The following is a 22,149-nucleotide window of genomic DNA, read 5'->3' as shown; positions in this document are numbered from 1 at the left end:
CGCCCGGAGCGGAGGAATCATTTAACCTCCCCTTTTCCTATCTGCGGCACGCAACATATGCTGAGTGACCGGACGGGAGGCGGCCTAGCTTTTGAGAAATGCTATATGAGCCATCGAGTTCGGGAACGCTGCCTGAACGGCCAGGGTTTGCAGCACCAAGCTCCCAGGTAGCGGAGAACCCCTCCACCCCTCCTTAGATGGGGAGGCATAGCCTCGGAGCAACGGTTGCTTCACTAGTGCAGCGGCATCATTTTATAAAAGGCCTGATTAAAGGGTAGGCGAAGGTTTAGTGAGGTTTCTCCGCTACTACTGAGCTTGGTGCTGCAACACCTGCATCACAATCACCGGCACCACACCGGCCAAAAAAATAAGTAGCAATCCAATATAGATAATCATGGCTTTCGTAGGATTAGCGCTGTTCCGTGCTATATTCCGCAATACACCGGATAAAGCCCACGGGTCTCTCCTCCCCGGATCCAGATGAGACAGGTCTAGGCCTCTAAACTTATAAAAACACTTCCGGCACTCTACCGCCCGGTCACTATTCGGGTGTCCACACTTGGGACAGATCATAGTTATCCCCTTCTTTCGACGGTTGGTTTCTGGCTTAATTATTCTAATACCACTTCTGATGGGCTGTCCCCTGCCATTGGCATCGCTTATTGCTCGCCTTTTTCCGGCATTTTTCGACATCTTTGGTGACCAAAAGCCCTGTGCACCTGTGATGAACCTCACTGTTTTTTTGCTAATCGGTGGTTTATAATGTGTTTACAGTAAAAATAATCATAAGTGAGGTTGAGGAAAATGCTTAGAAAAATCGTGGAGATAAATGAAGACAAGTGTACCGGGTGCGGCCTTTGTATCAGTGCCTGCCATGAAGGGGCTCTGCAATTGGTTAACGGCAAAGCCCGGCTTGTATCAGACGCTTACTGTGATGGCCTGGGGGCCTGCCTGCCCGAGTGCCCCGCCGGCGCCATCAGCATTGTTGAAAGAGAAGCGGCAGCCTTTGATGAGGAAGCCGTGAAAAAGCATATGGAAACCCAGGCCCTCCAACCCGAAACATTGGCCTGCGGTTGCCCGGGCAGTTCCGTCAGGGTGCTGGAAAAATCCCAGGATTGTTCTTGTTCCTCCGGGACTCCGGTAGCATCACAACTTGGCCAGTGGCCCTGCCAGATTAAGCTGGTCCCCGTCAACGCCCCATTTCTTGACAATGCGGACCTGTTAATTGCGGCTGACTGTTCTGCTTACGCTTATGCCAATTTTCATCAGGATTTTATGAAAAACCGCATCACCCTCATTGGCTGCCCGAAACTGGATAATGTGGATTATGCGGAAAAGCTCACACAGATGTTCAGGCTACACACAATAAAAAGCATTACCGTGGCCAGGATGACCGTCCCCTGCTGTGGCAGTTTGGTAAACATGGTCCGGCAGGCCGTGGTAAACAGCGGCAAAGATATCGCGCTCAACGTAGTCACTATAAACACTGACGGTAAAGTTTTAGCCGGCTAAAAGCAAAACTTTATAATCACATCCTAATACGGATTCTGCGAAAAAACCCCTGAGGTATTAATCTCAGGGGTTTTCAACGTATTTTGTTGACCATTTCGACCCATCATTACGCTGCGCCGCCGCGGCAGCCGGTGCGGGGGTTTTTCGTAAAGCTGCCTGCCACCCGGCCACATCAGTTTCCACCAACTTTCTCCGCGGATTCCGGTTCTCTTCCGTTTTCCCCATAATGACTTCCACTATATGCTCTTGTCCGTCGTCAACCAGAGGAATGTATCCTTCCGGAACCTGCTGACCGTCAACCATTACCGTCTTGACTCCCTTGTTTATCCCCTCGGGGTTGCAGACATGAATCCGGTATAAAGTTTTGGACAGCCGGTACTGTACCTGGAATTCCGGCCATTTTTTGGGTATACACGGGTCAAAATATAGGTTAGCACCGACTTTTTTAATACCCAGGATATGCTCGATCCCTACCCGATACATCCAGCCGGCAGCGCCCGTGTACCAGGACCACCCGCCCCGTCCGGCATTGGGATGGGCGGCATAAACATCGGCAGCCACCACATAGGGCTCGGCCTTGTACCGCATGGCTTCAATGGTCGTACGGGTATGGTTGATGGGGTTAATCAGATGAAACAATTCCCCTGCCTTATCTCCCTGACCCAGTTTGGCAAAGGCCAAAATTGTCCATACAGCCGCATGGGTATACTGGCCCCCGTTTTCCCTGACCCCCGGCACATACCCTTTGATATACCCGGGCTCCAGATATCCCTCGTTAAAGGGCGGTGTAAGGAGTTTGATAATACCGGCTTCCCGGTCAACCAGATACTTTTCGACAGCCTGCATGGCTTCCTCGGCCCGGTGGGGTTTGCCTATTCCTGAAATGACGGACCAGGACTGGGCAATAGAGTCAATTTTACATTCCGTATTGGCGGCCGAACCCAACGGGGTACCGTCATCAAAATAGGCCCTCCGGTACCAACTGCCGTCCCAGCCATTTTTCTCGATAGCTTCGGCCAGATTATCAGCTACAGCCGCATATTTTTGCGCCCTCTTTTCGTCACTTTGGGCCAGACAAACGGGTATAAACCTTTGCAATACGGTATAAATGAACCAGCCCAGCCAGACACTTTCCCCTTTGCCTTTGTTGCCGACGGTGTTCATGCCGTCGTTCCAGTCGCCCGAACCCATCAGCGGGAGCCCGCGTTCACCGAATTTCAGGGCATTTTCAATAGCCCTGATGCAGTGATTATAAACTGTATCCTTTTCTCCCGAAACCCGCGGAATGTTGTACTTTTCATCCTCATCTGCCGGCAGAGGGTCGTCTTCCAGAAAACCCACTGTTTCATCGAGGATTGACCGGTCGCCGGTACATTCTATATAATCGGCCGTTACATAAGGCAGCCACAGAAAATCATCGGAATACCTGGTCCGGATTCCCTTGTTAACCCCTGGGTGCCACCAGTGCTGCACATCGCCTTCCACAAATTGATGGGCCGCGTGGAGCAGTATCTGTTGTCTGGTCAGCTCCGGCCAGGTATAGACCAATGCCATCACATCCTGCAACTGGTCCCTGAACCCGTAAGCCCCGCCTGACTGGTAAAAAGCGGCTCTGGACCATAAACGGCAGGATACAACCTGGTACTGTAACCAACTGTTTAAAAGTATATCCATGGACTTATCGGGAGTTGAAACCTGGATAACCTCCAGTTTTTCAAGCCAAAAGGCCCTGACCCTGGCCAATTCCGCCCGGGCTGCATCTACACTGCTGTATTTATCGGCAATGGCCGTTACTTCCGCCAAATCTCGGCCCTGGCCCAGGAGGAAAACAACTTCTCTGGATTCCTCCGGCCCCAGGGATACCTTCACCTGCATGGCCCCGCAGGGCAGTAAACCGGCTCCCACAGTTCCGGAAAGCCTTTCCCGTTCCAGAGCGGCCGGCCGTTCCAGAGTACCGTTAACCCCTGTAAATTCCTTGTCGTCCCCGGTAAAAGTCCGTTCAACCTCAGAAGTATCCATAAAAACAAGGCGTCCCGGAAAATCAGAGTTATACGGGTTGGTAATCAGCAAGATACCTTTTTTACCGTCACTCTGTGTAACGAGATAGGGAACATTAATCTTTTCATTGACTCCCAGCACCGGGCGTATATAGTAAGTTACCGATACTTCCCTGGAAACTGCGGACAGGTTTTGGAGCCGGACCAGGCAAATCTTTACCGGGTCCTCCAAAGCCACAAATGCTGTCAATTCCTGCTTAATACCGTGGCTAGTATGCTCAAAGGAAGTATACCCCTTGCCGTGCCGGATAAGGTAATCTTCCCGTTCCCGGATCGGCATCGGAGTAATGCTCCAGTAATCTCCCGTCTGTTCGTCCCGGAGGTAGAACACTTCCCCTGCCAGATCCGTTACCGGGTCATTATACCAGGGAGTCAGTTTGTTTTCCCGGCTGTTCTCCGCCCAGGTATACCCTGCTCCCACCTCTGTGATATTAAAACCAAAGCCAGGGTTGGCAATTACGTTAATCCAGGGAGCCGGAGTATATTGCCCTTCCCGCAGAAGAATAACGTACTCCCTGCCGTCCTGGCTGAAACCGCCGATCCCGTTATAAAACAGGAGTTGGTCCGCATCAATTGGCGGAACCGCAGGGACCTTCATTTCCCTATCTGCTCTTCCCCGGTCAATATTTACGGTACTCAACTTTGGAACAGGCGCCCGGTTTTCTTCCCAGGCCAACTGCTCTTCAATAGTCCCGGCATCACCTTTCAGTATCAACCTGGCCGCAGTATAAACAAGGTCTTTTTCCTCATCAGCCATTACGTTACCGTTAATCAGGTAAACCCCGCCCGGCCGGTTCATCATATCCCGGGCATGGCTGGCAAAAATAGCTTCTCTGATCCTTTCCTGCAGGGGCTGGACATAGCCCCTTTCATCTTCCGCCAGGAAAACCACATCTACCTTCAGGCCTTTCATCCGCCAGAATTCATGGGCCTTCAGGACCTGGTAAACCAGGTCAGTCTGCTCTTTATCATCAACATGCACCAGAACAATGGGGATATCCCCTGAAATCCCAAAGGGCCATAAACCGGGCTGACCCTTTTTGTTCCGGGCAATATGTTCCCCATATTTGCGCCTTGCCGGTCCGGGAAACAGAATGGAGGGAACCATATTCAGGTAAACCTCCATATCCCTGGCTTTAATATCCAGGTAGTCTGCTTCAATCCGGCTGCGGTTCCAGGCCAGTTCAAAGGCCCGCTCTATCACTTTGGGATCCCGGTATTTATCGGCCAGTTTAAGGGCATCCTGCCGGCTATCGGCTACTCCCAGGGTATAAGTAATTCTCACCGAGTGCCCCGGCTCAATCCTGACCCTTCTGCGCAAACTCATGACCGGGTCAAGCACGGCCCCCACGGTATTGGATAAAGGCTGGTCAACATCCATGGCCAGAGGATTATTCAAGCTCCGGTTCCGGCCAATAAACCTGGCCCGGTCAGTCTCGTACTGCAGGTCGCCGATAACCTCTCCTTCAACAACAACGGTATGCACGGCAAATACAGGTTTTTGCCGCGCGTTTCTGGGTCTCCGAACAGCCAACAGGCATTCATATTGAGGCAGAAATTCTGTTGTTACAAAAAGGTTGCTGAAAGCCGGATGGGCCAAATCAGCATCCGGATGGGTCAATACCACTTCCAGGTAACTGGTTACTTCCACAACCCTGCTGTACCGGCTGTTATTGGTTAAAGTTACTGTCCTGATTTCGGCATTGTCTTCCGGTGAGACCACGATTTGCGTATGCGTCTCTATATTTCCGTCTTTCCTGATAAATTCTGCCTTGTCCGGCGAAAAAACAACCCTGTATTCCTCAGGTTCAATATTGTAAGGCTCGTAGGTAGCCGACCATACATTATTGGAGTTGATGTTCTGTATATAGATAAAGAAACCCGAACTGTGGCCGCGCAAGCTTTCCCACCATCTGGCCACGGCCATATCGTTATTTTTGCTGTAACCCGAGCCGCCGTCAGTCACCATGACTGAGTAACTTCCGTTGGCAAGCAGGTGAACATTGGGCAGTTCTCCTGCCGGAACCCCGTATTTCCTGACAACTTCCGGTTCATCCTGCACTTTTCTTTTCAGGGGCTGATATGCTTCCCGGTGTTCCTTGGTGATAACTACCTTTAAGGGCATTCTCTCCTGCAAAAGGAGCTCAGCCGACCTGATGACCGGATTGGCGTGAAAACGCTTCTGCATTATATTGTCGTGAAAATAATTGTTTAATGCTAATATGCTCATCCCCTGGTGATGGGCCATAAAACTCCTGACAATAGAGCTTCTACCGTGCCGTCCGGCCCTGGCGGGAGTATAGTCTATGGCCTCGTAAAAACCGTATTCCCCGTCCATTCCCTCTTTTTTTAGGGTTAATATATTTTCGACAGCTCCTTTGGGGTCAGTGGTCAGGGCCAGCGCCGTAGCATAGGGAGCCACTACCAGTTCGTTGCCGAGTCCCCTTTTAAATCCAAGTTCAGGCACACCAAAGGCTTTATATTGATAATTTAAATCAATATCGAACGCATAATAAGCTGATTCAGAAATTCCCCACGGTATTTTACGCTTCTGCCCGTATTTTTTTTGCACCTTCACTACAAAGGAATAAGTTGCGTCCAGCAGCGAGTTTTCATAATTCTTCATTACCAGCAGGGGCATAAAATACTCAAACATGGTGCCTGCCCAGGAAACAAGGCCTTTGTGACCGTCCACCCGGGTAAGCTTCCGGCCTAACCTGAACCAGTGTTTTTTGTCAATTTCCCCCCGGGCAATGGCAATATAACTTGCCAGCCTGGCTTCCGAAGCCAGCAGGTCATAGTAAGATTTGGTCTGCATGCCTTCTTCCACGTTGTATCCGATAGAGAAAAGCTGTCTCTTGGGGTCATACAATGGAAGAAATCTGGTGTTTTCCACCAGCGCCCGGATCCTTTTCATTAAATCCACAGCCTGTTCATATATACTGTCAACTGAAAGGGCTGCTTCTTTTTTAAAAGAATACACCATGGCCAGAAGCTTCCGGCCCCATGGGGAAGCCTGCACCTTTTCCCGTTTATCGTCTGCCGTCAACTGGGCCACCATGCCGTCTAATATGGCCAGCCAGTTCTGTAGGTCATGTTTATCGGCAGCCAGGTATGCCTCCAGCACTTCTGTACTGATAGCCAAATCCCTGTCATTCAGTTCTTCATTAAAAATTCTGATGGTGTCGAGGAGTCCCTGGGCAAGAACAGGGTCCGCCAGGGATTTATTGAGGTATTCCCTCAATCCTTCTTCCACCACCATGAGATAACCGACAAAATTGCCGCTGTCCACGGTAGAAACATACCTGGGTCTTAAAACCCGAAGGTTTTCCGTGTCATACCAGTTATAGAGATGCCCTTCCCACTTCTCCATTTTTTCCACCGTGGATATTGTGGCATTCAGCTTTTCTAACATCCCGGCCGTACCCAGATAACCAAAATCACGTGCCGCCAATATGGAAGCCAGGAGCAACCCTATATTGGTCGGCGAGGTCCGGCGGGCCTTTCCATTAGGCGGATCAACCTGAAAATTATCCGGTGGCAGGAAATTCTCCTCAGCCGTCGCCAAGTCTTCGAAATATGCCCAGGTTTTTCTCGCCAGCCTGCGCAGTTCAGACTTTTCGCGCTCGTTTAACGGATCAACTCTGGTTGCGTAATCCTGGCTGACCCGAAAGGCCACGTAAGGCGCGCCGGCCCACACACCAAAGAGTGCAGCTGCCACAATTACTTCCGGAAAAGTACTGGGCCGCACCAGCGCCAGCGCCAGGACTGCCAAACCCATTAAAGGAGAAATACCCATTTTTCTGTAAAAAGTAACCAAATCATTTCTCAGCAAAGCTTCCAGATCCGCTGCCGGAATCCACTCCAGCAGATTTTTTCTTGTAACAAGGACGCGGGCTAAGGTTCTCACTATAGCATCAGCCATCAAATAAGCCTGGTAAGGTATAAAGATAAACTGGAGGATGGCCTGGTACAAACTGGCCCTAACCCCAGTAATGACAGTCTGGCCCTTGCCTCCCTCTACCAGGTGGTAATTCCTGGCCAAAATACCGCCCATTAAATAGGTTACCGTAGGAAAAGTTACAGTAACAATGGCTAATCCCAGCCAAACCAGGCTATTGCCGGGCAGGGCGGCAAAGCCCAGAGAAATCAACACAAACAAGGCGGGGTTTAACAGGCTTCTGCGCAGGTTATCAAATATTTTCCATTTGGACAATGGCGAAAGAGGATTTTTCCTCCACTTTCCCCGCCTGTCTTTTACCCTGGCCGCTAACCAGGGGATTAACTGCCAGTCTCCCCTGACCCAGCGGTGCTGTCGCATGGAAAAGGAATTGTAGCGGGCCGGGTAACCGTCAATTAATTCGATATCGGTAACCAACCCCGCCCTTACGTAACTGCCCTCCAAAAGGTCATGGCTTAATACACTGTTTTCAGGTATAGCCTCTTTGAGTACCTTTTGGAAAGTATCCAGCTCATAAATCCCTTTTCCAGTAAAAATTCCTTCCCCGAAGAGGTCCTGATACACATCAGAAACAGCCGTAGTATAAGGGTCAATACCCCCCTGCCCGGCAAAAATTCTGGAAAAAAGGGTCTTATTGGCGCTGTCAATACTTACCCCGATTCGCGGCTGCAACAATCCGTGTCCTTTAATGACAATTCCTTTTTCCGCGTCAATTACCGGTTTATTCAGGGGATGGGCCATGGTTCCGATCAGTCTTTTGGCAGCGCCCATGGGGAGACTCGTATCGGCATCAAGGGTAATGACATACTTGACAGCAGGTATTTGGCCCGGGTCACAACTGCATATCGTGAAACTGGTATCCTGAGCCCCCCTTAACAGGTCATTAAACTCAATAATCGCTCCTCTCTTCCGTTCCCAGCCCATCCACTGGTTCTGAGCTTCATTAAACCGCCGCTCCCTGTGGAAATAATAGAAAACAGGCCTGTCTTTGGCATAGCGCAGGTTTAATTTTTTGATCCCCTCTAACGCCGTTTCAACGATTACAGGGTCATCTGGCGTATCAGGTGAATCGGCGTCCTTAAAATCGCCCACCAGGGTGAAATAAAGATTATTTTCCTTATTGGCTTGGTAATAAACTTCCAGCTTCTCTAAAAGTTCCCGCACCCTCTTTGCATCAGGCAGGAGGGTTGGAATAATCACCATGGTACTGTTTTCTTCGGGAATACCGTCTTTCAACTCTAATTTTGGCAACACAGTCGGCGCATAGATATGGCTGACGGTAAAATTTACAATATTAATGGCAATATCACTTACAGGTATTAACAGAACAAGCCCCGTTACAAAAAACACCAGAGGCGACACGCCCCCCTGACCGGCAGCATACGTTAAGATTAAGGCCATAATGGCCAGGGTAATCAGAGCGATAGACCCAAAATAAACGGCATAAGGATATCGTTTAAAAAAATTCAAGGCAGCCTTAAGCCCCCCGGGTTTAATACCAATTTGCCTTTCCAACTTTTTTCTGCCGGCGCTGACCAGGTAGTAACCAACATGCCGCACCGGCCCCTCGTTATCTTCCGCCGGCGCCTCCTGCGCACAGCTCAATGCTTTTTGGGCAACTTCAATCTCTGAAATGTTATAAAACTGGGCCATCTTTTCGATGATGTGCCGGTAATGGTCCCTTGACTCAAAATCCATCCGGTTATAAATCCCGGCCGGGTCCTGTCTTAAAATCTCTTCCACCTGACTCAAGGATTCAAAAATCTCATTCCAGTCTATAGCCGCTATCATGCGCAGACTGGTTATGGAATTACCCATGGAAACCTGTCTGGCCGCCTGCATCCGGTGTTCCAGACTGATCAACTTTTCTAAAGAAGACCCCTTTTCTGTAAGTTTCTCATCAAGATATCCCACTGCAGCCGCCGTCTTCCTCCCCTGCTTTCTGAGCATTTGGACCAGAAGTTCAATGAAAGAAGGGTAGACGTCCGGTTTATTGCCTATTTGTTCATTGATTACTCTCCGAACCTCGTTGTCACCCTTGTCTACAGCGCCGACGATCAGGTCGGCCGTGCGGCGCGCCTCATACCGCTGCCTATAATACGCACCTAACTGGTCACAAATGTGGCTGATTTTTTCTATCAGTGCGATTCTGAGCATAACTGCCATAGCCCACAACTCACTCATGGAAAGCGGCTGGCGGGATTGGTAAGCCCTGACAAAATTCATCAGGGTTTTTTCGTCAATCATTCCGTCCGTATGATTGACTAACTCCAAAGCCAGGGCATATATCCTGGGATAGCCTTTCATTTGGTCATTCTTAAGCGCTGGCAGCCGGAAATAGGGTTTCCTGGCAAGAGCGTGTTTAATGTCTTTTACCTGTTCTTCAATAACATAAAAATTATCCAGGAGCCACTCTGCCGTAGAAGACGAAGGTATTCCTCCGCCTGTCTCCCTGTCGATGGTTTTGTAAACTTCCAGGATATGTTTATATTTGCTCCCAATCCGGGTCATTAACCATCTCGGAAACCTGGCCTTTTCCTGTACCAGATGGCTTTTGGCAATTTCCGCCGCGTGTTTTTCTATGTCTTCGGGACCAAGTAGTTTATTGTTCATTTCCATCTTCTCTACTCCGTTTATAGTGCTCATTTTATAAAATCACCATTACCTGATTTTTTGTCCTAACTTATTATGCCCCCCTTTGTGGCTGAAAAACCCACCAATTGGTGGGTTTTTCAATTCTTATAGTACCCTGGAGCTTTTTAAAGTATACGATTAAAATTGCTTCTGAATGGTTATAATTCCCATATAACACAAAGGAGGTATTCTATGCTGATAGTAATTATACGAACCCTTATACTTTTTGTATTTGTCGCCACTGCCATGCGCATTATGGGGAAACGGGAAATTGGCCAGCTTCAGCCATATGAGCTGGTCATAGCAATTATGCTGTCCGAACTTGCCGCCATCCCGATGGAAAACACCGGCATCCCGTTGCTAAACGGAATAACTCCTATTTTAACACTTTTAATGGCCCAGGTAGTTTTATCTTATATTTCACTCAAGAGCAGCCGCGCCCGGGCAGTAATCTGCGGCACTCCCAGCGTACTTATAGAAAACGGTAAAATTAAGGAGAAAGAACTGGCGAGGTTGCGGTATAACATTAACGACCTGTTAGAACAACTAAGGGTTAAAAATGTACCAAATATCTCGGATGTGGAATTTGCCATTCTGGAAACCAGCGGGCAGTTAAGTGTCATACCAAAATCGCAAAAACGGCCGATTGTTCCGGAAGATATGAATCTGCCAACTAAATACGAAGGTCTGCCTTACACGTTGATTGTGGACGGCGAAATAATGTATAAAAACCTTGCAAAACTAAACCTCGATGTCGCATGGTTAAAACAGCAGTTGAACAGCTTTGGTATTGCGGACCCAAAACAGGTCCTTTTTGCCTCTCTTGACACGCAGGGCAATTTATATTATCAGAAAAAATCATAAACTTGGGAGGTTTGCACCGTGAAAACATTTGTCGCTACCCTGGTTGTCTTTGCAATACTCGTTGGGTTTTCGACTTTTACCTATAATTACATTAACAATACCACCGATGACCTTATGGCTCATATCCAGGTAATGGAAAAACACCTCCGGGCCAGGAATTGGCAACAGGCGGAACAGGGCTTCAGTAAACTGAAATCGTCCTGGGACAGGACCAGTTCCAATTGGGCAGTATTTATAGACCACCAGGAACTGGACAGCATCAACATGAGTATGGCCAGATTAAAAAATTATATGGACACCAGAGAAAAACCCGAACTTCTGGCAGAATTGGGAGAACTCAAATTACTGCTTAAACATATCCCTGAAAAAGAGGCATTAAACCTTAAAAATATCCTTTAAACGAACATTGGATTAATGCTTTACTAAAGTGAAGTTTTAAAGTAAAATAACAAGTGTAGTTAACTCTAAAAATTTTACAACTTTCAGGGAAAGGACGATGTTCTGATGAAAAAGTACATTCTAACGGCGCTCCTACTTTTGCTGGCAGCAGTATTGGTTCTGTCCGGTTGCGGCGGTTCCTCCCCTTCCTCCTCCCAGGCAAGTGATCCCTCCTGGGAAAAGGTAAAGGAAAAAGGAGAATTCGTACTGGGGCTTGATGAGAATTTCCCTCCTATGGGTTTCAGGGATGAAAAAGGTGAGATTGTTGGCTTCGACGTGGATGTCGCCAAGGAGGTTACCTCCCGCCTCGGCGTCAAACTCAAGTTACAGCCCATTAACTGGGATGCCAAGGAACAGGAACTCAACACAGGAAACATCGATGCTATCTGGAACGGTTTTACTATTACCGAAGATCGTAAGCAAAATGTCCTTTTCTCCAAACCTTATATGAAAAACCGCCAGGTAATTATTGTCATGAATAATTCCAATTTTACCAATCTTGCCGACCTGGCCGGTAAGAAACTGGGCCTGCAGGCAGGTTCAAGCGCCGCTGACGCCCTGGCGGGAGCAAAGGATTTCAAGGCTAAACTTGGTGAAGTTGTTGAATTTGATGACAACATGACTGCCCTCATGGACCTTGAAAAAGGCGGCATAGATGCCGTCCTTATGGACGAAATAGTGGCCCGTTACTACATCACCATGAAAAACAAGGGCTATAAAGTGCTGGATGAAGCGCTGGCCAGCGAAGAATACGGAATTGGCTTCCGCAAAAATGATAAACAACTGATGGAAAAGATTCAGAGAACCCTCGAAGCTATGGCCAAAGACGGCAAGCTGGCCGAGATTTCTACCAAGTGGTTCGGTAAAGACATTACCACTGTTGGAAAATAACCAATTGGTGCGCCTTAATACCTTCTGAATCAACCAAGCCTTCACAGGGGCCGGTGCCGGGAAGACACCGGCCCTTGTCTTTTTTTGTTTTTCTAATTACAATGAAAAGGACAAATAAAATGGGATAAATAAAATAAACCGGACAAATAAACGGTAAAAGGAGTCAGATAAAATGTTTACGGACATGGATTTGGCGAGTTTCTTGAACCTGATTGGCCTCCTCGCCGGGGGGGCGCTGACGTCATTGCAGATTTTTTTCCTCACCCTGCTGTTTTCCCTGCCCCTGGGACTGCTGGTAGCTATTGGCAGGCTGTCCACAAAAAAATGGATAAGCAACCCCATCAAGTGGTATATTTCTGTAATGCGCGGAACTCCATTACTTTTACAAATCTGGTTCGTTTATTTTACACCGTCTTACATTTTCCCAGGTTTCAGCCTGGACCGGTTTATTGCGGCCGTCATCGCCTTTTCCCTGAACTATGCCGCCTATTTTGCGGAAATATACAGGGGTGGCATCCTGTCCATACCCCGGGGACAATATGAAGCCGCAGCCGTGCTGGGCTTTACCAGGACACAGACTTTTGTCAGAATAATCCTGCCTCAGGTAATAAAAAGGATCCTGCCCCCTGTCAGCAACGAGGTTATTACCCTGGTAAAGGATACTGCCCTGGTTACGGTCCTTGGCATCTCCGAACTATTCAGGGTTGCCAAGAACGAATCTTCAAGAATTTTTTCCACTACACCTATTTTCGTGGCCGGCTTGTTCTACCTGATCATGAATTGGGCGGTAGAAAAGGTTTTTCATACCCTTGAAAGAAGACTGGGTTATTACAGGTAGGAGGAATAAAAATAATGCAGATGCTCAAGGTTCATAACTTACACAAAAGCTATGACGGCAAAGAAGTGCTGTCCGGTGTTTCTTTTGAGGTGAAAAAGGGAGAAGTGGTAGCTGTCATAGGTCCCTCAGGCTCGGGGAAGAGTACTGTGCTGCGCTGCCTTAATCTGCTGGAAAAAATTGACCGCGGCACTATTGTAGTCGGGGGAGAAGTCATGGCCGATACCACCGGGGAGGGAAAAGTGCTTTATGCCCCTGAAGCACATCTCCGTAAGATCAGGCTTCGCCTCGGTATGGTGTTTCAAAACTTTAACCTTTTCCCCCACTTTTCCGTTCTGCAGAACATAACGGAGGCGCCGGTTCACGTGGCAGGCATGGACCGCAGCAAAGCCAGGGACCTGGCTATGGAATTACTGGAAAAGATGGGCCTGAGCGATAAGGCCGATGCCTATCCTTACCAGCTTTCAGGAGGGCAAAGCCAGCGTGTGGCTATCGCCAGAGCCCTGGCCATGAAACCTGACATATTGTTTTTTGATGAACCCACATCAGCATTGGACCCCGAACTTACGGGCGAGGTTTTAAAAGTCATGCGGGTCCTGGCAGCGGAACACATGACCATGGTGGTGGTAACCCATGAAATGAATTTTGCCCGCGATGTGGCGGACAGGGTAATTTTTATGGACAAGGGCCAAATCGTGGAGCAGGGAAACCCCCGGGAACTGATAGATAATCCTTCAAACGAAAGAATCAGGGCATTTTTGCGCAACTTTTCCAGCGCCTGATTGATATGGATATCTCATACCCCATCACCGCCCAGAGCTGGTCGTTACTTATTGATAAAGTGTTAAATGAATACCGGCAGATGGTATAGGTCAAAAAACCGGGGCTTGACTCCCCGGTTTTTCTCATACAAAACTAACGTTTTGTAGTTTTTTCTTGACACTAGGGTATCTGTTCAGGTCCATATGAGGCAGGAAAAGTCCCGATGTAAACTTTTTCATAAATTCCCGGTTGTTATTCAGCTCAAAATAAGTAATACTTTTGGCCAAGGTCTCAGCTTCATCAATTTTCTCCCTTGACAGCAGGGCAAGTCTGGCGCCTTCAAGAGAGCTGTTACCAAGGGAAATAATATTTTGCCGGGGAATGTCCGGGTACAATCCAATCGTTATGGCAGATTCCGGGTCTATGTATGCACCAAAGGCTCCGGCGGCATAAAATTTTTCCAGCTCTTTAAAAGAACAGCCTACCCCTTCCATTAATACCTCCACTGCCGCCGTAACAGCGGCCTTGGTTTTTAAAAGGCTGCGAATATCCTTCTGGGAAACAACTATATCCTGTCCCGTCGCCGTTTCCTGGGCGCCGGCAATCACAAATGCACCGGAATCATCATTAAACCGGCCTGAACGGTCAATAATACCTGCTACCAGCATCTGAGCCATGCAATCGATTAACCCCGAACCGCAAATACCCCTGGGCTTAACGGAACCGATTACTCTATAATCAGTTTGAAGCGTTGCCGGATCAATACTTACTTTGTAAATAGCACCGGCTTCTGCCCGCATTCCATGCTCAGCAGCGCCACCTTCCAAGGCCGGCCCGGCCGCACCGGCACAAGTCACCAGCCACTCGTTGTTGCCCAAAACCATTTCGCCGTTGGTCCCGATGTCAACCAGAAGAGATAATTCGGGTTTCTGATGCATTCCGCTTACCAATAAACCGGCAATCACATCACCTCCGACATAACTGCCCACATTCGGTAAACAATAGAGAGGGGCTAAAGGGTTGATAGCCACACCCACTTCGATAGCCTTTAGAATGCCGGGGCTGTTAACTACCGGAATATACGGTTCACGGCATATGTTTGCCGGGTCCAGTCCCAGGAAAAGATGAATCATGGTGGTATTTCCGGCAACCACCATGGCATAAATCTTGTTCTGTTCCACATTGTGTTCAGAAACTACCTGCTGTATCTGCCCGTTGATAGTCTCAAGGACAGCCTGGCGAAGTTTTTCCCTTCCGTTTTCTGTGCTGCCCAGGTAAATCCTCGTTAATATGTCGTCACCGTATTTTACCTGTCCATTATAAGAGGAAACATTGCCCAGGACTTCTCCTGAAGCTAGGTCCACAAGGTAAAGTACGGTGGTGGTAGTCCCAATGTCCAGAGCCAACCCGTAATAGTTGCCTTTGCCAACCTCCGGTTCTATGTCAATTACCCAGGGGTTTTCTTTTGCCTGGGCCACAATAACCGAAACCTGCCAATCCCCTTCCAGGAATACAGATGGCAGTTTCCTCATCACTTCAAGAGGAATATGCACTCCCTTGAGGGATTCCGGCAAATAACGGCGCAACCGGTCCACATCACCCTGATTGTCTGTTAAGCCCGGCATTTTAATTTTTACAGTATACCTTTGGGCCAGTGGATTTAACTCTACTTTGTTTCTCTGTCCATAATCTAAAATAGTTTGCATATTATCACCTACGTATTATTAAGTAATAAATCAAAATCTACATTGTTCTTTATCAATTCCAAGGTGTTGCCTATTTGGCAGGTATCAATATCAATATCTTTTCCCTTTGGTATTTTACCTAAAGTAGGTATATTGGTCATCTTTTCGATTATTTCAGGATTGGTTTTTTCCGACAGGGTTAAATTGTTTATATCAAATCCATTATAAATTATTCCCTTGATTTTCAAGCCCAATTGCTCTGCACACCTGACAGTAAGAACAGTATGGTTAATAGTTCCCAAATCAGGTCTGGCGACAATGATAACCGGTAAATTGAATTCTTTGATTAAGTCAGGTAATAAGAAGCCCGTACCTTTTAAGGGAACAAAAAGGCCACCGGCCCCCTCGACAATTACTATTTGGTATTTTACACACAAGCTTACGAAATCCTCTTTTATTTTGTCTATCTCTATGGATACCTGGCTTAGCTCCGCCGCTAAACTGGGAGCCAGAGGAGGCACAAGGGAATATGTATTAAACTTATCATCAGGTAAATCAGCAACCTTTTTATAGAATTCCACATCTGGAGCCCGCAAACCGTCTTCACCGGCAACTGCTCCACTCTGAACAGGTTTATAGGGTACGGCGTCAATTCCCCTTTCCCGTAAGGCCCCTGTTAATCCTGCGGTAACAAAAGTTTTTCCTACCCCGGTATCGGTGCCGATAATGAAAAAACCTTTAGCCATTTCTGTCCCTCCATTTTTTGGTGTGAAACATATGTATATCTTAGTTAATTTACCACCGATTTGTCAACCCATCGCAAAATATGGGTTGACCAAAGAGTAAATTGAACTATATAATTTAGTTAACTATTTGCAAAAAATGGGTTAACAAATGAATTTTAAAATGCAACACTTGGGAGAGATGTGTACTATGCGGGAAAAACTTTACAACATCAAAATGCGGGCAGCTAAAGGCGGCAGGCATGAAAAAGGCGGCCAGCATATTTCGGGAGCAGAGAGAATTGTCTCCGGGGAGAATATTAAAGATATTGTTTCTGACCTTCTAGACCGGGCAATTTATCACAGTAAAGGGCAAGCCGATTTTATTAATATCTCTTTGGAAGAAATTAAAATGAATGACATTGCCTATATCCCATCCTTACCGATAATTACGGTTAAGGTTAATGATTATCGGGCAGGGCGAAAAGGCTTAATAAAAATTCTGGAAAACATAGGCCTATCTTTTTACCAGGCAAAAACAATTCTATCCTATTTAGAAGAGAGTCCGGCTATGAGGGGCGCTATGCTCGTTGAGATTAATTCCCTGGAAAGAATAGAGCCTGATTTTGAGAGGGGGGTTAGGGCTACCGGCATGGATTGGGAACAAAATATTGTGCCCCAGTTGAATGATTTGCTTGCCAGAGAAGGCATAAATAATACTCACGTTAAGGAAGCGCTGGCCTTAGCCAGTAAAGTTAGCCGGGCGCCGGGAATAGTTGCTGAAATCTGCTGGTCAGATGACCCTGATTATACTGCGGGTTATGTAGCTTCTAAAAAGTTAGGCTATGTCAGGTTTACCAATTTAAAACCCCTGGGGGTTAAGAAAGGCGGCAGGGTATTTTGTTTTGACAAAAGCCTGGCGTCTTTAGAACAATGCCTGTTCTGGCTGGAAAAGCAAGTAACAATTGTAAATGAACTGAGCCCTTACCGGGGGAATTATACCTTAACTGAGTTTTTAAAGGAGATTGGATATGGAGAGAATAACTGCAGCTTTGCAAGAAATAAAAGAAAAGGGGTTATACAGGGAGTTTAAGTATTTAAGCGCTGCCCAGGGCCCCCATACGGTAATAGACGGAAAAAAGGTAATCTTGATGGCTTCTAACAGTTACCTGGGGTTATGTGTTGATAAAAGGTTAAAAGAAGCGGCTATTGCTGCCATAAACAGATATGGAGTGGGCTCGGGAGGGTCCAGATTGACAACCGGCAGCTACGAATTACATAGAGAACTGGAAAAAAAACTGGCCCAATTTAAAGGCATGGAAGGGGCTTTGGTCTTTAACACCGGATATATGGCAAACTTAGGAGCTATCACAGGTCTTACCGATAAAGACTGGGTTATTTTCAGTGATGAATTAAATCATGCCAGTATTATTGACGGCTGTCGTTTGAGCAGAGCGCGGACAATTGTTTACAAGCACTGTGACATGGGGGATTTAGCTAAAAAAGTAAAGGAATACAAAGGTTATCCCGGTATAATCGTAACCGACGGTGTATTCAGCATGGATGGAGATATAGCACCTCTACCGGAAATAGTGGAAATTGCTGCAAAAAACAATTTACTGACAATGGTTGATGATGCCCATGCAACAGGTATTTTGGGAAAAACAGGCTCAGGGACGCCGGAGTACTTCGGCCTGAAAGATAAGATAGACATTCAAATGGGTACCTTAAGCAAAGCTTTAGCCGGTGAAGGTGGATTTATAGCCGGTAAGCAATATCTAATCGATTTTCTCCGGAATAAAGCCCGGAGCTTTATCTATACCACTGCCTTATCGCCGGGGATAATAGCTGTAGCCTTAAAGGCATTAGAAATAATTGAGAAAGAACCGGAAAAAAGAAAAGGATTATTAATAAAAGCCCAGTGGTTACAGAACCGGCTGCAGAAAATCGGTTTTCAAGTATTGACGAGTCAAACCCCCATCATTCCTATCATAATTGGTGATGCAGAAAAAGCAGTTGAGTTTAGCAAACAATTATTAGAAGAGGGTATTTTTATCCCTGCTATCAGACCACCCACTGTACCTCAGGGGACCAGCCGTTTAAGGCTGACTTTAATGGCAACCCATTCCCTGGAAGATATAAACCATGTTTTAACAAAAATCCAGGAAATAGGGAAAAAATTGAAGATTATATCTTAAGAAAAGATATCTTAAGAAAAGAGCAGACCAATGAATAACAAGGAGTTGTTTTATTATGAATGAACTGCAAAAAAAGGATTTACAATACATATGGCATCCATGTTCTCAGATGAAAGACTATGAAGACTTCCCCCCCATTGTTATTGAACGGGGGAAAGGTCCTTATTTAATAGATGTGGAAGGTAATTCTTACCTGGATGCCGTCTCAAGCTGGTGGGTTAATCTTTTTGGCCACAGCAACGAGAGGATAAATCAGGCTCTGAAAAGACAGTTAGAAAAATTAGAGCATGTTATTTTCGCTAATTTCTCCCATGAACCTGCTATAGAATTAGCAGAACGGATAGTGCAAATAACTCCCCCTGGATTAAATAAAGTATTTTTTGCCGACAACGGTTCTTCGGCAGTAGAAGCTGCCCTAAAACTCAGCTTTCAGTATCATCAGCAAACAGGTAATGCTAAAAAAACCAAATTTGTAGCAATTACCGATGCTTACCATGGTGAGACTCTTGGCTCCCTTTCTGTAGGAGATATCGATTTATACAGTAAGATTTATAAACCACTTTTACTACAAACCTATAAAGCTAAAGGCCCTGATTGTTACCGCTGCCCTTATGGTAATGAACGGGATACCTGTAGCGCTGAATGTTTTGAACATATGGAGAAGCTGGCAGGAAAAAAACATGAAGAAATCTGTGGTGTTATTATAGAACCCCTCATCCAGTGTGCGGCAGGAATGAAAATTTACCCACCGGTTTATCTGAAAAAGCTGAGGAAACTCTGTGATAAATATGATATCCATTTTATTGCCGATGAGATTGCAGTAGGCTTTGGCCGGACAGGTAAAATGTTTGCCTGTGAACATGCCGGTGTAAGTCCTGATATCATGTGTTTATCTAAAGGGATCACGGCAGGATACTTACCCTTATCCCTGGTTGTCGTAACCGATGAAATTTATGATGCTTTTTACTGTGAGTATACAGAACTAAAGGCTTTTTTGCACAGCCATAGCTATACCGGCAACCCGTTAGCCTGTGCCGCTGCCTGTGAAACCTTAAACATTTTTGAAGAGGAAAATGTTTTAGAGAAAAATAAAGAAAAATCAAAGCTTATCAGTGATATAGTCAGGGACGCTTTTGATGATCACCCATATGTAGGCGAGTTTAGACAATTGGGTATGGTTGGAGCATTAGAACTGGTAGAAGACAAAGAAACCGGGAAAGGCTTTGATTGGAAAAAGCGTGTGGGCTACCAGATATATAAGATAGCTGTTAAAAAAGGAGTTCTCCTGCGCCCCTTGGGAAATGTCATCTATTTCATGCCACCTTATGTTGTAGAAGAAAAAGATATCAGGTTCATGGTCAAAATAGCCTGTCAGTCTATAAATGAATATTTTGGTTTATAGATAGTTCTATGACTTTCAGGAAATATGAATAGCAATATAATTCTTTCGGGCAATTACATCGTCTTTTCTTGTATTCCTTCGTAAAATTTCGGCAAATTGCTGTAATACCTGATCACCTACTATATGCCCGTATGTATCATTTATACTCTTAAAATTGTCCAGATCTATTAGAAGCAGAGAAATTGGACCTTTTGTTTTCAGTTCCGACAGTTTTGTATAAAAATATTTCCTGTTATGCAGGCCTGTTAGCGCGTCAGTATTAGCCTCCCGGTTTAATCTTTTAATTAAAATACCGCAAATTGTGCTAATCACCGTCTGGATTATTGCCATGGGCAGCCATAAAAAACCTTGCCTGCCCTGGTAATATCCGTCAGCTAAAAACGTTATCAACAATAAGAACAGCCCGACCGATAATAAAATAACAGGAGCAAATTTATACATTTTCTCTCTCATCTAATCCCCCTTTAGGCCTCCACCTTTACGAAAATACTCCACAATATATTTATCGATTTTCTGACTGATTTTCAGAAGAATTTCCTTGCTCATATTCATATTGGCCGCATTATTAAGGATTTTCCGGGCCATTTCTATCTTATCTCTTTTATTCACCAAGTTCACTCCCTGTAAAAATACCTAAACATAATTTTACATCAAATATTGGCTTTTTGCAAATAATAAATATATGCACATAGCAAATTCTAGTGCGCCTTAAATTCAGGTAAAGTAATGGCAGTGGGGAGTGAAAAAAGTGAAGAAAAAGTCAGAAATAGATCACAAGGCCATCGGGCAGAGAATACGGGAAGAAAGAGAAAAGCTCGAACTATCACGGGAAAAGTTTGCAGAAATCATCGGGCTTTCAGATTATTATGTCGGGCAATTGGAACGCGGCGAAAGGCAAATGAGTCTTCGCGTTTTATTTAAAATTGCCAAATGTTTGCATGTATCATTAGACTACCTGATTTTTGGGAAAACTGTTCATGATACCTATCAGGTTCAGGATGCCCGGAATACCTATAAAGCAGTTGAGGATAACAAATACAAAGAGATAAACATTTTACTCGACAAATGTTCTCCGGAAGAACTGGAATTAGTCAAAAAACTTATAAAAACTATTCTTCCTTATACAGGGAAAAATTAAAAGAAAGGGATAAGTAGAATAAGCCCTGCATTTACAGAGCTTTGCACTTATCCCTTTTCTATTCTTTACCTTTAGTTTTCGTAAAAGCTAAGTTACGGTAAAATATTATAAGTAGTGTATGAAAAGGGATGGAGCCGCCAGTGGAAGAACAGTTAGTGCATTTCTTTAACGAATATCAGAGCCAAGCAGTATTACTTAGTATTATTTTAAGCATAGTGGTTGCCATTATGGGGGTATTGCCCAGCTTTTTCATCACCGCGGCCAACATAACCTTCTTCGGTTTCTGGCCGGGAACGCTGATTTCCTTTATTGGTGAAGCGCTAGGGGCGTCAATCTCTTTTATCATTTACCGCAAAGGTCTTCAGCATGTCATCCATCCCTATTTAAAGCAATATCCCCGGCTTATGAAATTGACTAACAGTACCGGCAGGGAGGCTGTTTATCTCATATTGTTACTGAGGGTTATGCCCTTGATGCCTTCCGGGTTGGTTACTCTGGCAGCCTCAATGGGGACAATTTCCGTGTTGTCTTTTACTGTGGCCAGTTCTTTGGGGAAAATACCGGCATTGTTGCTGGAAGCCTTTTCAGTTTATCAAATTATGAAAATTAACCGGCTGAAAAGCTGGCTTTTGGAATTAATTTTGGTCTATGCCATTTACCGGCTTTGGCGAAAAACCAAAAAATGAAACTTTGTCCATTTTTATTATGCAATAAGTACTCAAACAGGCTATAGCGAGACATAACCCCTCCCCGCCAGTCTAATCCATCACTCAGACTGTGGTAGCCAGTATGCATGTAAGGAATACCGGCAAATCCTTAAAGGTTATCTCAAAGTATAAAACAAGGACAGAAGCCCGTTTAAGTATATTCGAGTACATCGAGGTATTTTATAACCGTGTTCGCCTTCATTCAAAACTTGGATATAAATCGCCGCTTGACTTTAAGAACTCCATAAAAGCAGCATAATTAAAAAATTATGAAAAACAAAAAATCAGGGCAGTCCCGCCATTCTTTGTTTCTAATTTATCGGAGAAGGTCACTTCTCCCTAG

General features: G+C 45.8%; 17 protein-coding genes and 1 pseudogene. 12 read left to right on the top strand and 6 right to left on the bottom strand.

The genetic code is table 11. The features are described 5' to 3' along the window. Nucleotides 1-306 precede the first annotated feature (306 nt). Entirely contained in the window at nt 307-573 is a 267-nt protein-coding gene (locus Tfer_RS13260) for a hypothetical protein (protein WP_052218818.1), read from the bottom strand. A 231-nt stretch (nt 574-804) separates the two neighbouring features. Here Tfer_RS13260 and Tfer_RS13255 point away from each other — a divergent pair, with 231 nt between their 5' ends. Continuing rightward, nucleotides 805-1,512 carry an ATP-binding protein gene (locus Tfer_RS13255; RefSeq protein ID WP_052218817.1) on the top strand — a complete coding sequence of 236 codons (708 nt, stop codon included), beginning with the start codon at nt 805-807 and terminating at the stop codon, nt 1,510-1,512. A gap of 63 nt (nt 1,513-1,575) precedes the next feature. On the opposite strand, the gene Tfer_RS13250 is transcribed toward Tfer_RS13255, so the two are convergent. Beyond that, entirely contained in the window at nt 1,576-10,176 is an 8,601-nt protein-coding gene (locus Tfer_RS13250; protein WP_052218816.1) for a glycoside hydrolase family 94 protein, read from the bottom strand. Nucleotides 10,177-10,356: 180 nt separating this feature from the next. Here Tfer_RS13250 and Tfer_RS13245 point away from each other — a divergent pair, with 180 nt between their 5' ends. The 5 genes from Tfer_RS13245 to ehuA all read left to right on the top strand — a co-directional run bounded on the left by Tfer_RS13245 (nt 10,357) and on the right by ehuA (nt 13,974). Further along, the gene (locus tag Tfer_RS13245; protein ID WP_013119328.1) at nt 10,357-11,028 is read left to right on the top strand and encodes a YetF domain-containing protein; all 672 of its coding nucleotides are present in this window, start codon (nt 10,357-10,359) and stop codon (nt 11,026-11,028) included. Between the two features lie 18 nt (nt 11,029-11,046). Beyond that, nucleotides 11,047-11,427 carry a DUF4363 family protein gene (locus Tfer_RS13240; RefSeq protein WP_013119327.1) on the top strand — a complete coding sequence of 127 codons (381 nt, stop codon included), beginning with the start codon at nt 11,047-11,049 and terminating at the stop codon, nt 11,425-11,427. Nucleotides 11,428-11,532: 105 nt separating this feature from the next. After that, a complete protein-coding gene (locus Tfer_RS13235) occupies nt 11,533-12,357 on the top strand; it encodes an amino acid ABC transporter substrate-binding protein (protein WP_013119326.1) in 825 nt (274 codons plus the stop codon). A gap of 172 nt (nt 12,358-12,529) precedes the next feature. Continuing rightward, nucleotides 12,530-13,195, top strand: a complete 666-nt coding sequence (locus Tfer_RS13230) for an amino acid ABC transporter permease (RefSeq protein ID WP_242843600.1) — start codon at nt 12,530-12,532, stop codon at nt 13,193-13,195. A gap of 14 nt (nt 13,196-13,209) precedes the next feature. Then, nucleotides 13,210-13,974, top strand: a complete 765-nt coding sequence (gene ehuA / locus Tfer_RS13225; protein ID WP_052218815.1) for an ectoine/hydroxyectoine ABC transporter ATP-binding protein EhuA — start codon at nt 13,210-13,212, stop codon at nt 13,972-13,974. A 123-nt stretch (nt 13,975-14,097) separates the two neighbouring features. Here ehuA and Tfer_RS13220 read toward each other — a convergent pair whose 3' ends face one another. Continuing rightward, on the bottom strand, nt 14,098-15,660 hold the full coding sequence (locus Tfer_RS13220; RefSeq protein WP_052218814.1) for an ASKHA domain-containing protein: 1,563 nt from the start codon (nt 15,658-15,660) through the stop codon (nt 14,098-14,100). Between the two features lie 8 nt (nt 15,661-15,668). Continuing rightward, the gene (gene bioD / locus Tfer_RS13215) at nt 15,669-16,385 is read right to left on the bottom strand and encodes a dethiobiotin synthase (protein ID WP_052218813.1); all 717 of its coding nucleotides are present in this window, start codon (nt 16,383-16,385) and stop codon (nt 15,669-15,671) included. Nucleotides 16,386-16,572: 187 nt separating this feature from the next. Between bioD and Tfer_RS13210 the strand changes: the two genes are divergently transcribed. Genes Tfer_RS13210 through bioA form a run of 3 tightly spaced genes read left to right on the top strand, consistent with a single transcriptional unit; the run spans nt 16,573 to nt 19,961 of the window. Beyond that, a complete protein-coding gene (locus tag Tfer_RS13210) occupies nt 16,573-17,454 on the top strand; it encodes a 6-carboxyhexanoate--CoA ligase (protein ID WP_052218812.1) in 882 nt (293 codons plus the stop codon). Beyond that, entirely contained in the window at nt 17,393-18,559 is a 1,167-nt protein-coding gene (bioF, locus tag Tfer_RS13205) for an 8-amino-7-oxononanoate synthase (RefSeq protein WP_052218811.1), read from the top strand. The genes Tfer_RS13210 and bioF overlap by 62 nt, the downstream gene beginning before the upstream one ends. Before the next feature lie 55 nt (nt 18,560-18,614). Continuing rightward, nucleotides 18,615-19,961, top strand: a complete 1,347-nt coding sequence (bioA, locus tag Tfer_RS13200; protein ID WP_052218810.1) for an adenosylmethionine--8-amino-7-oxononanoate transaminase — start codon at nt 18,615-18,617, stop codon at nt 19,959-19,961. Between the two features lie 15 nt (nt 19,962-19,976). Here bioA and Tfer_RS17170 read toward each other — a convergent pair whose 3' ends face one another. Continuing rightward, the gene (locus tag Tfer_RS17170) at nt 19,977-20,414 is read right to left on the bottom strand and encodes a GGDEF domain-containing protein (protein ID WP_052218809.1); all 438 of its coding nucleotides are present in this window, start codon (nt 20,412-20,414) and stop codon (nt 19,977-19,979) included. After that, nucleotides 20,415-20,570, bottom strand: coding sequence for an aspartyl-phosphate phosphatase Spo0E family protein (locus Tfer_RS16140; protein WP_242843599.1), 156 nt, complete (start codon nt 20,568-20,570; stop codon nt 20,415-20,417). 139 nt (nt 20,571-20,709) lie between these two features. On the opposite strand from Tfer_RS16140, the gene Tfer_RS13190 reads away from it, so the two are divergent. The 3 genes and pseudogenes from Tfer_RS13190 to Tfer_RS16135 form a co-directional block, all read left to right on the top strand. Then, complete coding sequence (locus tag Tfer_RS13190) at nt 20,710-21,099, top strand: helix-turn-helix domain-containing protein (RefSeq protein WP_052218808.1); 390 nt, start codon at nt 20,710-20,712, stop codon at nt 21,097-21,099. Nucleotides 21,100-21,239: 140 nt separating this feature from the next. After that, complete coding sequence (locus Tfer_RS13185) at nt 21,240-21,785, top strand: TVP38/TMEM64 family protein (protein WP_052218807.1); 546 nt, start codon at nt 21,240-21,242, stop codon at nt 21,783-21,785. Between the two features lie 31 nt (nt 21,786-21,816). Continuing rightward, a pseudogene (locus Tfer_RS16135) lies at nt 21,817-22,065 on the top strand (IS3 family transposase); the annotation flags it as partial. Nucleotides 22,066-22,149 lie beyond the last annotated feature (84 nt).

Source organism: Thermincola ferriacetica (assembly GCF_001263415.1).
GTDB lineage: Bacteria > Bacillota > Thermincolia > Thermincolales > Thermincolaceae > Thermincola > Thermincola ferriacetica.
This window is presented reverse-complemented; position numbering and strand designations above follow the sequence as displayed.

Bases quoted from the DNA above. Each gene is read 5' to 3' on its own strand.
- Tfer_RS13260 (WP_052218818.1), bottom strand. From the start codon at position 573: ATGATCTGTCCCAAGTGTGGACACCCGAATAGTGACCGGGCGGTAGAG.
- Tfer_RS13255 (WP_052218817.1), top strand. From the start codon at position 805: ATGCTTAGAAAAATCGTGGAGATAAATGAAGACAAGTGTACCGGGTGC.
- Tfer_RS13250 (WP_052218816.1), bottom strand. From the start codon at position 10,176: ATGAGCACTATAAACGGAGTAGAGAAGATGGAAATGAACAATAAACTA.
- Tfer_RS13245 (WP_013119328.1), top strand. From the start codon at position 10,357: ATGCTGATAGTAATTATACGAACCCTTATACTTTTTGTATTTGTCGCC.
- Tfer_RS13235 (WP_013119326.1), top strand. From the start codon at position 11,533: ATGAAAAAGTACATTCTAACGGCGCTCCTACTTTTGCTGGCAGCAGTA.
- Tfer_RS13230 (WP_242843600.1), top strand. From the start codon at position 12,530: ATGTTTACGGACATGGATTTGGCGAGTTTCTTGAACCTGATTGGCCTC.
- ehuA (WP_052218815.1), top strand. From the start codon at position 13,210: ATGCAGATGCTCAAGGTTCATAACTTACACAAAAGCTATGACGGCAAA.
- Tfer_RS13220 (WP_052218814.1), bottom strand. From the start codon at position 15,660: ATGCAAACTATTTTAGATTATGGACAGAGAAACAAAGTAGAGTTAAAT.
- bioD (WP_052218813.1), bottom strand. From the start codon at position 16,385: ATGGCTAAAGGTTTTTTCATTATCGGCACCGATACCGGGGTAGGAAAA.
- Tfer_RS13210 (WP_052218812.1), top strand. From the start codon at position 16,573: ATGCGGGAAAAACTTTACAACATCAAAATGCGGGCAGCTAAAGGCGGC.
- bioF (WP_052218811.1), top strand. From the start codon at position 17,393: ATGGAGAGAATAACTGCAGCTTTGCAAGAAATAAAAGAAAAGGGGTTA.
- bioA (WP_052218810.1), top strand. From the start codon at position 18,615: ATGAATGAACTGCAAAAAAAGGATTTACAATACATATGGCATCCATGT.
- Tfer_RS17170 (WP_052218809.1), bottom strand. From the start codon at position 20,414: ATGAGAGAGAAAATGTATAAATTTGCTCCTGTTATTTTATTATCGGTC.